A 14,100-nucleotide genomic window follows, 5' to 3' on the forward strand; every position below is an offset into this window, starting at 1 on the left:
CGAGACCTATGACCTATACGGTAGGGAAGTATCTGGCTGAGAGACTGACCCAGATCGGCATTGCGCATCATTTTGCCGTCGCGGGAGATTACAATCTCGTTCTGCTGGACGAATTGCTCAAACAGCCGGCGCTCGAACAGGTCTATTGCTGCAATGAGCTCAATTGCGGTTTCGCCGCCGAGGGCTATGCGCGTGCGCGCGGCGCTTCGGCTGCCGTGGTCACCTTTGGCGTCGGCACGATATCCGCCATGAACGCCCTTGCTGGCGCCTATGCGGAAAACCTGCCCGTCATCGTGATTGCCGGCGGCCCAAATTCGAATGATCACGGCTCGGGCCATATCCTGCACCATACCCCCGGCACGACGGATCTCGGCTTCGAGTATCGTATGGCGCGTGAAGTTACCTGCGCCGCAGAAATGATCACCGATGCGGCATCAGCTCCGGCAAAGATCGATCATGTCCTGCGCACAGCTCTGCGTGAGCAGAAGCCGGGCTTCCTGAGCATTGCCTGCAATATTGCCAATGCCCCCTGCCCCCGCCCCGGCGCGGCAGGGTTCCTGCCCCATCTGCGCGACAGTGACCCTGCGAGCCTTGCTGCCGCACTTGATGCCTGCGTAGCCTGGCTGGCGGGGAAGGAAAAAATCGTGCTTCTCGTGGGCAGTCGCCTGCGCGCCGCCGGCGCGCAGCAGGCCGCCATCCATCTGGCGGATGCACTGGGATGCCCGGTTACCATCATGGCAGCCGCCAAGAGCTTCTTTCCCGAAACCCATCCCGGATTTCGTGGATTGTACTGGGGAGCCGTGAGCGATCCGGGCGCACAGGAACTGGTCGAGAATGCCGATGCTGTTCTGTGCCTCGCCCCTATTTTCAACGATTATTCGACCGTGGGGTGGACAGCGTGGCCCAAGGGGCCGCATGTCGCCTGTCTCGATTCCGAGCGCGTGACGGTGGCAGATCACAACTTTGATCGCGTTGGGCTCGCACCCTTCCTCGACTCATTGGCCGCAAGGCTGAAAAAGCAGCCGACCTCGCCGCCCGGCGCACCAGCCGCTACCGCCAAACAGCCGCCACCTGTCTTCGCGCCCCTGCCTGCAGCCCCGAATGCGCGGCTGACCAATGACGAGATGATGCGCCAGATTCAGCTTTTGATGACGCCCGACACCACCTTATGTGCCGAGACCGGGGATTCCTGGTTCAACGCCCAGCGCCTTGGTCTGCCGGAAGGCGCACGCGTGGAGCTCGAAATGCAATGGGGGCATATTGGCTGGTCTGTCCCGAGTTGCTTCGGCAATGCCATAGGCTCACCCGAACGTCGTCATCTTCTGATGGTGGGTGACGGATCCTTTCAGCTGACCGCGCAGGAAGTGTCTCAGATGGTGCGAGAGAAACTGCCTGTGATCATCTTCCTGATCAATAATCGGGGATATGTCATTGAAATTGCCATCCATGACGGGCCTTATAATTACATCAAGAACTGGGATTACGCAGGCCTGATGGAGGTATTCAATGCGGGAGAAGGCCACGGTCTTGGATTGCATGCCGCAACAGGTGCGGAACTTGAGGCAGCCATCCAGCGCGCCTGCGCGAATACACAAGGCCCTACCCTTATCGAATGCAGCCTCGAGCGCGATGACTGTACCCAGACGCTCAGACAATGGGGCCAGGTCGTCGCCCGGACGAATGCCCGCCCGCCACACATCTCTTGACGCGTCGCGCTGACCTGCACCCTCAGACCCATTGAAACGAGGCGCCCGAGCGTCTCCCTCCGGAAAGATACCATGATCATCTCTGCGCCTACCGATTATCGTGAAGCGGCCAGGCGGGCCCTCCCCCGCTTCCTGTTCGATTACATCGATGGCGGGGCCGTAACGGAACAGACGATGCGCGCGAATTGCGACGCGCTCCAGGCCATACGGTTCAGGCAAAAGGTTCTGGTCGGCGCAGGCGCTCCGCGGCTCGACACCACCCTTATGGGGTCTCGCTGGGCGGCGCCCTTTGCCCTGGGCCCGGTCGGCGCGACCGGCATGTATGCGCGGCGGGGCGAGGTTCAGGCAGCGCGAGCCGCGGCGCGGGCGGGCGTCCCCTATGCCCTTTCCACGGTTTCTGTCTGCGCCATCGAGGAAGTCGCCCGACATGCTTCCGGGCAGCTCTGGTCCCAACTCTATGTCCTCAAAGACCGGGGCTACATGAAAAACGCGCTTGAACGCGCCTGGCAGGCGGGCATGAAAACGCTGGTTTTCACGGTCGACATGCCCACACCGGGCTCACGCTATCGCGACAGACATTCAGGCATGTCCGGCCCCTATGCCCCATTGCGGCAGTATCTGCAGGCGCTGCGGCACCCGCGCTGGGCGCTGGATGTCGGGCTGAGGGGGCGTCCGCTCTCCTTTGGCAATATCGAGGCCTATACGGGCCGCCCGATGTCGATGACCGATTATATGGGCTTTCTCAGCTCGAATTTTGATCCGACCATACGCTGGCAGGACCTCGAATGGATACGCGAGAGCTGGAAGGGCAAGCTGGTCATCAAGGGCATCCTCGACCCGGATGACGCGCGCGATGCGCTGCGCATGGGGGCCGATGGTCTTATCGTCTCCAACCATGGCGGCCGTCAGCTCGACGGTGCCCCCCCGACAGCGGAGGTTCTGCCTGCCATTGTCGAGGCGGTGGGCGACCGGCTCACCGTTCTGGCCGATTCCGGCATACGTTCGGGACTAGATGTCGCACGCATGATCGCGCTCGGTGCACAGGGCGTGCTTCTGGGTCGCTCCTATATCTACGCGCTGGCGGCAGAGGGACAAAAAGGCGTGCAGCGCCTCATGGCCCTGATCGCCGCCGATCTGAAGGTGACCATGACACTGATCGGCGCCGGCTCGATAGAGGACATCACACAGGACAAGATCGCCAGGCTTTCACGGGATATTGGGGCGCTGCCATCCCCGCACAGAGTCAGTGCCGTTGCGAAAAAGCCTTCGACTCCGACGGCGCGCAAAGCCCGCACTCGGCAGAACATCCCCGCAGGTTCGTGAACTCATTGCAAAGCAAGCGGGATGAGTGATGGCGGATGCCGGTCACGCCGCATCGGGTCCCTGCTCGTCCTTGCTGCAAAGAACATTCCCCGACGTGAGGATGTAATCGGGCGTTGTCGTAGGACACCACCGTCCCGAAGGGCGATCTATCGGTCCCCTTCCCAAGTGGCGCGTGGGGGCACAGAAATCGTGAGCCGTGAACAGGGCAACCCTGGTGGTGCCCCGTCTCTTTAACTCGGGTCGGCTTCAGCCCCGTTCCCCTTCCATGCTTCCCCGGGAGGCCAGAAGGCCGCGGGACCCACGCCCAGAAATATTTTTCGACGGAGATTCTCATGTCCGGACCAGTTTTGAGGGCCGTTCTTGTGGGTTTTGGTTATGTCAGCCAGACCTTCCACGCCCCATTTCTCGCTTCTTTGCCAGAATGGCGTCTGCATGGTGTCGTTTCGCGCCGAAGCATTGCTCCTGACAGCCTTCCCCCGGAGTGCCGGGTTTATAGGGATGCCGAAACCGCGTTTGCAGATCCGGATGTCGATCTGGTGGTGATCGCCACACCCAATGATACGCATTTTCCCCTTGCATGCGCCGCCCTGCGTGCTGGCAAGCATGTTATGCTGGAAAAGCCTTTTGCGCTGTCGCTCCAGGAGGCGCGTGAAATCATCGCGACGGCGCAGCACCACGACAGGCAGCTCTGCGTCTTTCATAACCGGCGCTGGGATAGCGATTACCTCACCATACGCGCCGCGATCGACAGCGGCAGGATCGGCCGTATTGCGCATTTCGAGTCGACCATCGACCGTTTCAGACCTGCCGTGAGGGATCGCTGGCGTGAAGGCAGCGCGAAGGGGGCTGGCGTCCTGTACGATATCGGGCCGCATCTCATCGACCAGACCCTTCAGATTTTCGGCCTGCCCGAACAGGTTTATGCCTCCCTTGCCCTGCAGCGCGACAATGCCCTGAGCGATGACTGGGTGCATCTTGTGCTGGAATATGATCGCTGCCGCGTCATCCTGCATACGGGCTCCCTCGCAGCCGCCAACGCGCCGCGCTTCGTGGTGCACGGAACCGCGGGATCCCTGATGAAACGCATCGCTGACCCGCAGGAATCCCAGCTACGCGCCGGAATGGTGCCCGGCGATGCCGAATGGGGATGCGACCCCGATCCGTTGCAGGTCTTTCACGAAGAGAACAACGCGCAGAAGGAGCCCGCCATTCCGGGCGACCAGCGCGAAATCTACCGGCGTCTCGCCAAAGCGATATCCGGTGAAGGCCTCAACCCGATAAGGCCCATCGAGGCGCTTGGCGTGATGGCCGTCATCGAGGCCGCGATGGAATCGGCAAGAGGGAAACGCGCTGTCAGATTGCCCCTCACAGAGGAAGAAAAATCCGCGTGGTGAGGCGTGCAGCCTGACGCAGATATCCTGTGCCGGGAGCTATCTTCCGGCACAGGACGGAGCTGCGACGGGCTGTAAATACGTCCGTCTCATGGGAGATCTGCGTCGGGGGAAAAGGAGGAAGCGTTCTGATTCCACCAATGCTGATCTCACCACTGAACGTGTTTCCCGCCAATCAGAGCGTGGCGCGCTCCATGGTCTTGTCGAGTGTATTGATTTCCAGAGCCTCGATAAGAAAATCTGTCCCCTCTGCGCTCAGATAGAGCCGATCGAATGGCTGCTCAGGATAGACCAGAGCCGTAGCCGTCTCGAGATACTGGTTTGCGTAAAGCTCGAAAGCGCAGCCATCGAGAATGAGATGGAGATCGAGCGTACGACGATCGGGATAAAGCGTCGTATCGACAGGCGCCGAGAAACGCCCGGTGAAAAAAGCGTGATCAAAGCCCCGCAGCTTGCTGCGGTCGAGCCAGATCTGCGAGGATGGCACATCATATCCGACCGAAAGCCTCTCCCCGCCCGCATTGGCGAAAGCGAGTTCGAAGCGATTGATCGTCGGGCCTACCGGTCCATGCTCAACGGGACGTGGCATGGCCGCCGTCAGGCGGATGACCAGTTCAATCGCCCCGGACTCCGGAAGACCGATCTCCCGTCGGGATGCCTCGTTGAGAGAGAATGCGCTTTCGCTCAGCAGGGACTGACGGAATGGCTCGAGCCCTCGTGGAACCTGAACGAGGCGAGGATAGCCATGGGTATCCTGACGGATCGACATCGTGCGCGGGAGGGTCATGACCCCGCGCCAGTCTGGCGTGGGCAGCTCCTGACAATACTGCCAGTTCCCCATCCAGGCGATACTGACGGCCTCGTCATCCGGCATGTTGCTCCAGACCTGAAGCGCATAGGCATCCTTCGCAAAATCGGTAAGGCGCAGAATGCCATCGCATGGCGTAAATGCTCGCCCGTCGAAATTGCCAATGAAATATTGGGTGACGCTTCCACCCATCGGGCTGCCGGGATTGATCGAAACGAACAACACCCAGCGGCGCTTGCCACCCTCATCCCTGATCTCGATCAGATTAGGGCATTCATAATTGACCGTGGGCAGCCCGGCGGGCCCGAAATGGCTGAGGACCGTCCAATCGATCAGATTTGTCGACCCGTAGAACCCGATCCGGTGTCGATCGACCTCGGCAATTACCATCACCCATTGAGCGCTCGGTTCGTGCCAGAGCACCTGCGGGTCGCGAAAATCGGGGCTTCCGATATCGAGCACCGGGTTGGACTCATATGAGGTGAAACTCTGTCCGTCATCATGGCTGACCGCCAGATACTGGCTCTGACGCGTGGGGAGGGATCGTGTGTAGAGCGCGACGATGTTGGGTCCGTCAAAGCCGTCGAACAACCCGGATGTATTTTCGGTATCAAGCAGCGCACACCCTGAAAATGCCTGCCCTTCAGGCGTATTGTGCAGGGCTATCGGCTGGTCTTTCCAGCTCAGGAGATCATGACTCGTGGCATGACCCCAGCAGATCTCAGCCGAATACGCTGCCTTCGGGTTGTGCTGATAATAAAGGTGGTATTGCGTCCCATCGAAAACGAGCCCGTTCGGGTCGTTCATGAACCCGGCAACCGGCGTGAAATGGATGCCGGGCCGCAGGAAATCCAACGAGTCAGGGGACCGTAAATCCGGTTTCTTACCAGTCATATTTCCTCCGTTTTCTTCCAGGCTAACGAGACAGTCTCGACAGACATGACCACCGGTGCCTCAACTCGATATGCTCCAGCACGTGCCTAATCCCGGTTCACAAAATTGTCGCTGCGGCCCCGATCACGGCGGCGCTCGCAATACAGCCTGTTTCTTTACACTCTACGCTGTCATCAAGTGGCCGCTATCGATCGACGCGCAGAATCTTTCCCAATCTGCACGGGTCTGCGCAGCATAGCCCGTCGAGAAATCCGCGACAGCCTCGGCAAAGCTGTCGCCCGAGCCCAGATAACCGTGGATCATCGCGACATCGCCTGACCGGGCATGGGCACGCGCGAGCGCCCTGCCGCATAGAGCAGCATAATCGTCCAGCCCTTCCTGGGCTACATCGGCCCCGATGGCGGCAAGCCGACTATCCTTGAGGCGGCGCACATAGAACTGCTTGTTCGCCCCGTCGAAACGTCTGCTCTTGCCGGGCTGCTCCGCAGTATTGGTGTGGGTCCATCCAAGGAACGTATCGGAGGTTGCCTGCATCAGTCGCTGCCCGGCAACCACGCGCTGCCCCTGATTGGCGAAAGACGGCCCCTGGACATGAGCGGCAAGAACCGATTCCTGTGCTTCCTTGATCTGGAGCAGCAAAGTCTCTCCATCGGCGGTGGCGAACAGACCGATTGCGCAATAGGTCCCTACGCTGCCGACGCCTACAACCTTGAACAAGGTATCCTTCAGACGATAGCGCGACAGCAACAGGCCCCGCTCGGGAGGCTGGGTCGCGAGATAGCGATCGAATGCTTCTCTGATCGTGTCGTCCTCATCGGGCAGGCGCATGACGAGGGGTGGTTTGACCTTGAGGTGCGGGATATCCTTGTCGAACGAGACAAGACCGAAATGGGCGCGTGCGCTGTCCAGTCTCGCCTCAAGACGGTCCCGTATCGATTTCCTAGTATGCTTGTCCGAAAAATCTTCAATGGCAGAGGCCAGATCGATCCGGTCGGCCCAGATCTCAAGCGGGCTCATCGGCGCAAGACGCGCCATTTCACCCTGGTACGTGGCGGCCATGATGCGAGCATTTGCACGCGCCTGTTTCTCCGGGAGCCCGTTTTCAAGGCTAGCCAGTACGAACGACGCTCCCAGGCGCTTGAGGTCCCATTCGAAAGGAGCCGGATAGGTCTCATCGAAGTCGTTGATGTCAAAAACGGCCAATCCGTCTGTCGAGGCATAGCTGCCGAAATTGGCCAGATGACAATCGCCGCAGCTCTGGACCATGACACCTGTAGAGGCGGTGCTGGCCAGATCGGCCGCCATCACGATGGCACTTCCGCGCAGAAAGGCGAAAGGCGAAGCGCGCATGCGCTCATATCGGATCGGCAGGAGGGACTGAATACGGCTTTGCCCCTGCCCGGCGAGCAGACTGACCGGATCGGCCCGATCCGCAGGGGGAGACCATTCGGCCTGGGCACTTCGCGACAGGATCTTGCGCAGATGGCGCCCTTGCGCGTGTCGCACCTCTCGCGTCTCCAGATCATCCAGATGCATTCTGGTGGGAGTCGTGGGCTTTCGGGCTGCGCTCCCCGATCGTGGTGTGACAGCGTTCATGCTTCGGGCTCCCCCAACGGACCTGTTCATTTGCTCATGGGCAATAAGATCAAACGTCACGAAACCCGGATTGCTTCATGAATTTGCTGTCAGGTGGATCGGGGTCACTCAGAGGACGAGCAAAGCCGCAGCGAGCGCTGGAATGGTGAGGAGCATCCCGTACCGCATGAAGCGCCAATAGCTCATATCGAGATCGTGCTTACGCAAAATGATCAGCCAGAGCACTGTGGCAAGCGAACCACTCAATGTGAGGTTTGGCCCAAGATCCACTCCGATCAGAAGGGCATCCTGTAGACGTCCGCCATGCGAGGCAAGCTCGGGCGCAACCTGCGCCGCCATGAGGCCCGAGGGCAGATTATTGATCAAATTGCTCAACAGAGCGAGGCCGAAACCGGTGACCAGAACCGCGGAGCGTCCATGACCGAAAGCCAGGATCATGTCTCCCAGACGGTGCAGGATACCGGTCTGTTCAACCGCAGAGACCAGAACGAAAAGACTGGCGACAAGCGGAAAGACCGACCAGGAGATCTCGGTCAGGGCCGGGAGAGGCGAGGCACGGCGCAGCAGGGTGACAACCACACCCAATCCCAGACCGCCAATCGCCGTGGCCCAGCCAAGAGACCCGTGAAGGAATGAAACCGCGGTCAGCGCAATACTGATCCCCAGCAGCGCCCAGGCCGTGAATTGCGCAACGCGATCGAGCTGTGGCAGCCCCTCGGTTGTTTCGAAATGCGTGGCGACCGAACGGCGCACCATGGCGTAAAGCGCCACGAAACTGACCCCGAGGGCAATGCAGGAAGGCAGCAGGAACCGACCCAGCCAGGGGACAAGACTCGGAGGGGCGCCTCCATAGATCACCAGATTGGCCGGATTACTGATCGGCAGCAGAAAACTGGCCGCGTTGGCGACAAAGGCACAGGCGAGCAACGCAGGGAACGGGTCTATTTCTGCCTTGGCCGCCACAGCGATCACTGGTGGGGTCAGCAGAATGATGGTCGCATCGTTGGAGAGGAAGGCCGTGGTCAGAATTGCCACGCCGAAGATGATGAGGAACAGTCTGCGGCCCAAACCCTGTGCATGGCGCAGCGCCGCCGCCGCCAACCAGTCGAAGAGTTTCTCCTGCCGCGCAATTTCGCTCAGGATCATCATACCGAACAAGAAAAGATAAACTTCCTTGCCCGATACGACGGCATGCCAGGCGACGTGCCAGGGCTCGAGCCCGCACACGACAACCAGCAGGGCTGCAATGCATGTCCAGAGTGCCTCAGGGAGTTGCCACGGGCGAAAAAGCAGCCCGCCCACCGCCAGAAGACACAGCGCCCAGAGAAGATCGTTTTCCATGGGAGCGTCTCAGGCCGGAACCGCGCTACGGCCCTGTTCGTCCGGATCGCGCGTCTCGGGCATCAGCGTCAGAAAGAACAGCAATGCCAGAACTGCAATGACGGTGAGAGACAGGAATCCGGCGCGATATCCTTCAAGCTGAACGACATATCCCCCCAGCAGGTTACTGAGCGCGCCGCCGATCCCGACGCTGAGCGCCACCATTCCCTGGAGGAAATTGAAGCGCCCGGTGCCATGGGTCAGATCGGCTGCGATAATGATCGCGATCACGCCGAAAATACCGGCGGCAATACCGTCCAGCACTTGGATTGCGATAATGGCCGTGGGCGCATCGAACCACGAAAAAAGTAATCCACGTATTGGCAGGATCGCATAGGCCAGAAGGAAAATGGGCTTGCGTCCGATACCCCCAGCCATGGCCCGTCCCACTGCCCAGGCCACCAACATCATAACGAATTGCGCAACGATCACACAGGCACTGAGCGTAACCGTTTCGGAGCCAGGATGGCTCTTGGCCATGACCTGTCCCGCAAACGGCAGCATGGCCGCATTGCCCAGATGGAACAGAACGATGGCACACAGAAACACCCAGACAGGGCGGCGCCCCAGAAGGGCATCGAGGGCGACGGGAGGATCGTTCGACTCATCCTCACTGCCTCGAGCAACTTTCTGGTCGATCTCCTTCGGGCGGATCAGGAGCAGTGCGACCGCGCTGGCGATGGCCGAACCGCAGACGAGGTAGAAAATCCAGTTCAGGCCCCAGTACTGGCCACACAGACCGGCCAGCGCCGCAGAGGCGAACGAGCCGAAATGATTGATCCCCTGATTGCGACTGATACGCCCGGGCAGGCGTCGGCGCCCGACAAGCCCCAACGAGATAGCGGCCAAGGCAGGCGGAATGACCGCAGCGGCGGCACCCATCATGATCTGGGCGGCAATGACAGGCGCCATACCGGGGAGGGCAATGATGAGGATGCAGGCCAGCGCCGTGATCAGCGCCGATACCGCAACGAGTGCGCGCTTGTACCGCGTGGAGTCCACGAGCAGCCCGGCGGGGATCTGACACAGCGCTGTGGCAAGACCTGTCATGGCCATGGCAACGCCGATCGGCCCTGCCTGCCAGTGACGCGCACTTGCGAGATAAACGGTCAGATAGGGCCCGACACCATCCTGAACATCCGCAAGAAAGAAGTTGGTCGCATCCAGACCGGTCACGCTGCTGGCAGAAGGACCTTTGCCGGTCGTCATGGGAGCGGGGCCGCTGGCGGTATCTGAATTGCTCACTGCTGTTCCTTCATGCCCCGTAACGAAGCGAAATCCTGGAAATCCGGCCCCGATAGGCGCGATCCGTTACTTTCATGCAACGCAAGTTTCCGGCATCGCTGCGGCTGGTTCCGGGTTCTGATATGCCGTTCCCCCACGGGGAACACGACACCACAGGCCGGACGATCCGGGCAGAACGGTGGCAGCGCAAAGATGTTCCTTGCCCCAACCCGAACCTGTTGGGATAAAAGAAAAAAGCCGGGCTTCTGGCACGCACTTCAAGCCGATCCACCGTGGGCGTGGGGCGCTGAGCACCGCTCAGGGCCGATAGGGCGTCCCTGCGTTGTTGTGACAGGAGAACGATGTGAGCATGTGCCTACGGATCATGGCCTGGCTGGGCTGCGTCACCCTCGTCCTGATCGGGCTAGCCCGACCGCTCTGGAAATCCCATATCGGGCTTTTCCTGTATCCGGACCATCGATGGGCGTTCGGCATGATTGCAGATACGCATAGGGCGACCGAGCTTCTGGGCCCCTGGATGTCACCTGTCTGTTTCGGTCTTGCGTCCCTGCTCTGGCTTGGCACCGATCGGTCAGAGGAGCACGGCTGATCCTGTCCTGCCTCGTCTAGCGCTGGTTGTGTCCGGTCAGACCTCGCCATAGCGGGCAGCCCAGCGAGGTGAGATCCAGCGGGCCGCCAAAAACAGGCACAGGGCAAAGATCATGACAGAGCATATGACGCTCGCCATGGCCGCCCCCGTCACGCCGAACAGCGTGAGAAGCGCTGCGAGAATGGCGAAGTAGAGAGCGATCACCGCAAGGCGATATTTCAGGATGATCGCCAGACGCCCCATGACGGTCAGAAGCGTCTCGAGCGGGATGATGCAGACTTCAAGCAGGGCACTCGCCACCATGAGCAATATGATCGGCAGCTCATGGGCGAAGTTGTCATGCAGCATCAGATGCAGAATGGCCCTGCCGCCGAGGATGGCGACCAGAAAAGCCAATACCGAAAATCCGATGATCACCAGCGCCAGTCTTCGCGTCACGTGACGCAGATCCTGCCAGTTCTGGTTGTCGCGAAATCGGACAAATTCGGGATACAGGCTCGGAATCATCATCTGCGCGGGCTTGGCGAGACCATCGCAGATCTGCTTGGTCACGCGATAGATCGCGACATCTCTGGCGCCCAGTATGGCGCCGATGATGAGCGTGCCTCCCTGACGAAACAGGGCGTCCAGGATCTGGTTGACGCTGACCCTGAGCGTGAAGCCCCAGATTCCCCTGATATCGGCAGCGCTCGACAGGCAGGAGAAAAAACCGATATCCCGCCCCATCTGACGTCGCAGCAACACAAGCCCGCCGAGGCTCGTGACGACGAAAAGCGCGAACTGGTGCAGAAACCAGATGAACAGAAAGAACTCGAGCGAGGCGTGCAGCAGATAACCGACCAGATAGCCCGCTGTCCGTACGCAGGTTGAAACAAAATCGAACAGAGCGGCCAGACCGAACCGGTTGCTCAGCCTGATCAGCCCGGTTGACCATCCCGTGTTCATGAAAGCGACGGTTGCCATCATCCATGCGGCATCTTTCCTGACCTCCGGCGCCCATCCAAGAAGCGAGCTTCCGGCAAGCCCGATGACGATCACACCACCCACCAGCCCTGTGGCGCCACTCAGCATGTCCGAACGCATGCAATACCCCAGGACGGGCATGAAGCGACGCCGGTCACGCGCCTCGAAAGCAGCCGCGCCGTAATGCAGCAGGGTCTGCCATGACTGCAGATGAGTCATGTCCGAAACCAGCGTCACAAAGGTGGTGATCAGCAGCAATACGCCAAAGCCATGCAGCCCGAGCGTATGGGCCGCCCAGGCCACATAGGCGAAGCTGCACAGCGCGTTGACGATCCTGCTTGAGATCAGGAAGCCGGTATTGCTGAAGATACGATGCAGCGCGGAGCGTGGTTCAGAAGCCATGGAGCGGCAAAAGATCGTGACGTGCCCGATTTGTCAAAGGTCGGCTTTCATCGGGAGTGTGTTACCGCAGGATGTGACCAGGCCGAATGTGAGATGTCGACAGCCGCAGCTTGCTCAATCTTCGTGTCGCCCGGCTGCATCAGGGAGAGATAAAGCCTGCCGCCATAAGACACGTGAAACGGTGCAACCATCTCCGCCAGAGTGTCGCAGTCAGGGGCGGGCTCAGCCAGGATTTCGCACAGCGCCTCGGCCATCGCGTCAGCATCGCGTACAGGCACGCTTCGCCCGGCAATCGGGCCGGTCAGCAGAGCCTCGACGGCAGGAGAGCAGCGTGTGGAGATCACCTGCCGCCCTGCGGCCAGGGCTTCGAGCAGAACCGCCCCATAGCTCTCGCAATGTGAGGAGAGGACGAAAACGCGCGCCTCGTCCAGATAAGGCCTGATGGACGGGACATAGCCTGCGAACACCACGCGCCCCGCCAGACCGAGTTCGTCCACGAGTGCCTCGAGCCTTGCGCGTTCGGGCCCGTCGCCGCACAGGACCAGCTTTGCGGCGAAGTAACGGTTGGCGACCAAAGAGAACGCCCTGATCAGGACATCGAAGCCCTTGATCGGCACAAGGCGTCCCGCAGCCAGCACAGTCATGGTATGGGCCGGTGGTGCGCAGGGCCTGCCCTCGTCCCACAGGGCGGGAAGAGGCACGACCTCCACAGCATCGCGGCCGATGATACTGCACGTCTTGCGAGCGAGATCTTCGCTAAGCGTGGTGATACGGTCGGCCCCGCGCAACAGCCAGCGCATACGCCAGTCATATCCCGCCTGTTCGAGAGATGACCGACCTTCGCGGCAAACAGGGGAACTGACCTGTGCGACCACGAGCGGGCGATGCGACATCCTGAGCGATTTCAGGGCGGGGATAACCGGCCAATGACTGTTTCCGGGCACGTAGCAACGATCAATGGCCCGCGATGAAAAAACGCTCCGGGCTTTCATCGCCAATGCCCAGGCAAGGACCGTATCGCCTAGCCAGGCCGGAAGTCCGAGATCGACAATCTCGATCGCCGGATCGACAAGTTCACGGAGCGGTCCCTCTCCACGACCGACAATGAGAACGACATCCAGCGACAGGGAAGCCCAGTAATTGGCAAGACCGATCGCGACGCGTTCACTCCCGCCCAGACGGAAATCACGCAGGACAATCCCGATTGAGGAAATGGCGGCTCCAGCCGGGCTGAACGCAGCGGGGGAGGAAATGGACATGAAATATGCGCGCAAGCCTGAGGACCGATTGAGCACCCATGCTGACATGATTTGACACAAGATACAATGCGTTACTTTCGATCACAGACGAAAATGGCCCCGGGCGATTGAACGCCCGGGGCCGTCACGCCGTCACAGAGACTGGATTCGGTCAGTTATGAGGGGTATTCGCCTCGGGTGCCGGAGCATCAGAGGGGGCCGATTTGCCGGGCTGTGTCGAATGTTCGACATCATAGGCCGTGGCTTTCTCCTCATAGCTGCCCTTCGCCCCGGGATGATCCTTGTCGTAAAGGGCGGCTTTCTGCTTCGCTTCCTTGCGGTATTCATGACGCTTGTACATCCCGGTGGCGCAGCCGCCCACGGCGCCCAGCACACCATGATTGACCAGATGCCCCCCGACGGCGCCGGCAGCGCCATATTTCAGGCAGCCACCGGGCTCCGCCTGGGCAACCGAAAGCGTCGCGACTGGGGCCGCTGCAACCATCAGCGCGGTCAGAAGCGCATAGCCAGAAACATGTCGCATGGAAGTTGTCCTTTTATCTGC

General features: G+C 60.4%; 11 protein-coding genes. 4 read left to right on the plus strand and 7 right to left on the minus strand.

Going from position 1 to position 14,100, the window contains the following annotated elements; translation table 11 throughout:
* Nucleotides 1-8 precede the first annotated feature (8 nt).
* The 3 genes from AA0535_RS03180 (at nucleotide 9) to AA0535_RS03190 (ending at nucleotide 4,423) form a co-directional block, all read left to right on the plus strand.
* Nucleotides 9-1,706 (plus strand): alpha-keto acid decarboxylase family protein, encoded by a 1,698-nt coding sequence (locus AA0535_RS03180; protein ID WP_264814463.1) that lies wholly within the window; start codon nucleotides 9-11, stop codon nucleotides 1,704-1,706.
* Nucleotides 1,707-1,778: 72 nt separating this feature from the next.
* On the plus strand, nucleotides 1,779-3,029 hold the full coding sequence (lldD, locus tag AA0535_RS03185; RefSeq protein WP_304500863.1) for an FMN-dependent L-lactate dehydrogenase LldD: 1,251 nt from the start codon (nucleotides 1,779-1,781) through the stop codon (nucleotides 3,027-3,029).
* A 332-nt stretch (nucleotides 3,030-3,361) separates the two neighbouring features.
* The gene (locus AA0535_RS03190; RefSeq protein ID WP_264814464.1) at nucleotides 3,362-4,423 is read left to right on the plus strand and encodes an oxidoreductase; all 1,062 of its coding nucleotides are present in this window, start codon (nucleotides 3,362-3,364) and stop codon (nucleotides 4,421-4,423) included.
* A 172-nt stretch (nucleotides 4,424-4,595) separates the two neighbouring features.
* Here the strand turns inward: AA0535_RS03190 and AA0535_RS03195 are convergent, their stop codons facing one another.
* The 4 genes from AA0535_RS03195 to AA0535_RS03210 form a co-directional block, all read right to left on the minus strand.
* The gene (locus tag AA0535_RS03195; RefSeq protein WP_264814465.1) at nucleotides 4,596-6,122 is read right to left on the minus strand and encodes a glycoside hydrolase family 32 protein; all 1,527 of its coding nucleotides are present in this window, start codon (nucleotides 6,120-6,122) and stop codon (nucleotides 4,596-4,598) included.
* A 162-nt stretch (nucleotides 6,123-6,284) separates the two neighbouring features.
* The gene (locus AA0535_RS03200) at nucleotides 6,285-7,658 is read right to left on the minus strand and encodes a DUF2252 domain-containing protein (RefSeq protein WP_264814717.1); all 1,374 of its coding nucleotides are present in this window, start codon (nucleotides 7,656-7,658) and stop codon (nucleotides 6,285-6,287) included.
* A 168-nt stretch (nucleotides 7,659-7,826) separates the two neighbouring features.
* Nucleotides 7,827-9,059, minus strand: a complete 1,233-nt coding sequence (locus tag AA0535_RS03205) for an SLC13 family permease (protein WP_264814466.1) — start codon at nucleotides 9,057-9,059, stop codon at nucleotides 7,827-7,829.
* 9 nt (nucleotides 9,060-9,068) lie between these two features.
* A complete protein-coding gene (locus tag AA0535_RS03210) occupies nucleotides 9,069-10,343 on the minus strand; it encodes an MFS transporter (protein ID WP_264814467.1) in 1,275 nt (424 codons plus the stop codon).
* A 343-nt stretch (nucleotides 10,344-10,686) separates the two neighbouring features.
* Here AA0535_RS03210 and AA0535_RS03215 point away from each other — a divergent pair, with 343 nt between their 5' ends.
* Entirely contained in the window at nucleotides 10,687-10,932 is a 246-nt protein-coding gene (locus AA0535_RS03215) for a hypothetical protein (RefSeq protein WP_264814468.1), read from the plus strand.
* Nucleotides 10,933-10,968: 36 nt separating this feature from the next.
* On the opposite strand, the gene AA0535_RS03220 is transcribed toward AA0535_RS03215, so the two are convergent.
* From AA0535_RS03220 to AA0535_RS03230, 3 genes are all read right to left on the minus strand, one after another.
* Complete coding sequence (locus AA0535_RS03220) at nucleotides 10,969-12,297, minus strand: lipopolysaccharide biosynthesis protein (RefSeq protein ID WP_264814469.1); 1,329 nt, start codon at nucleotides 12,295-12,297, stop codon at nucleotides 10,969-10,971.
* 47 nt (nucleotides 12,298-12,344) lie between these two features.
* Nucleotides 12,345-13,556: a glycosyltransferase gene (locus AA0535_RS03225; RefSeq protein ID WP_264814470.1), complete on the minus strand. Its 1,212-nt coding sequence runs from the start codon at nucleotides 13,554-13,556 to the stop codon at nucleotides 12,345-12,347.
* A 151-nt stretch (nucleotides 13,557-13,707) separates the two neighbouring features.
* Complete coding sequence (locus tag AA0535_RS03230) at nucleotides 13,708-14,079, minus strand: hypothetical protein (RefSeq protein WP_264814471.1); 372 nt, start codon at nucleotides 14,077-14,079, stop codon at nucleotides 13,708-13,710.
* Nucleotides 14,080-14,100: the final 21 nt, after the last annotated feature.

Origin of the sequence: Asaia krungthepensis NRIC 0535 (genome assembly GCF_025995175.1) — a bacterium.
Classification (GTDB): Bacteria; Pseudomonadota; Alphaproteobacteria; order Acetobacterales; family Acetobacteraceae; genus Asaia; species Asaia krungthepensis.

Bases quoted from the DNA above. Each gene is read 5' to 3' on its own strand.
- AA0535_RS03220 (WP_264814469.1), bottom strand. From the start codon at position 12,297: ATGGCTTCTGAACCACGCTCCGCGCTGCATCGTATCTTCAGCAATACC.
- AA0535_RS03230 (WP_264814471.1), bottom strand. From the start codon at position 14,079: ATGCGACATGTTTCTGGCTATGCGCTTCTGACCGCGCTGATGGTTGCA.
- AA0535_RS03190 (WP_264814464.1), top strand. From the start codon at position 3,362: ATGTCCGGACCAGTTTTGAGGGCCGTTCTTGTGGGTTTTGGTTATGTC.
- lldD (WP_304500863.1), top strand. From the start codon at position 1,779: ATGATCATCTCTGCGCCTACCGATTATCGTGAAGCGGCCAGGCGGGCC.
- AA0535_RS03180 (WP_264814463.1), top strand. From the start codon at position 9: ATGACCTATACGGTAGGGAAGTATCTGGCTGAGAGACTGACCCAGATC.
- AA0535_RS03200 (WP_264814717.1), bottom strand. From the start codon at position 7,658: ATGCATCTGGATGATCTGGAGACGCGAGAGGTGCGACACGCGCAAGGG.
- AA0535_RS03205 (WP_264814466.1), bottom strand. From the start codon at position 9,059: ATGGAAAACGATCTTCTCTGGGCGCTGTGTCTTCTGGCGGTGGGCGGG.
- AA0535_RS03195 (WP_264814465.1), bottom strand. From the start codon at position 6,122: ATGACTGGTAAGAAACCGGATTTACGGTCCCCTGACTCGTTGGATTTC.
- AA0535_RS03225 (WP_264814470.1), bottom strand. From the start codon at position 13,556: ATGTCCATTTCCTCCCCCGCTGCGTTCAGCCCGGCTGGAGCCGCCATT.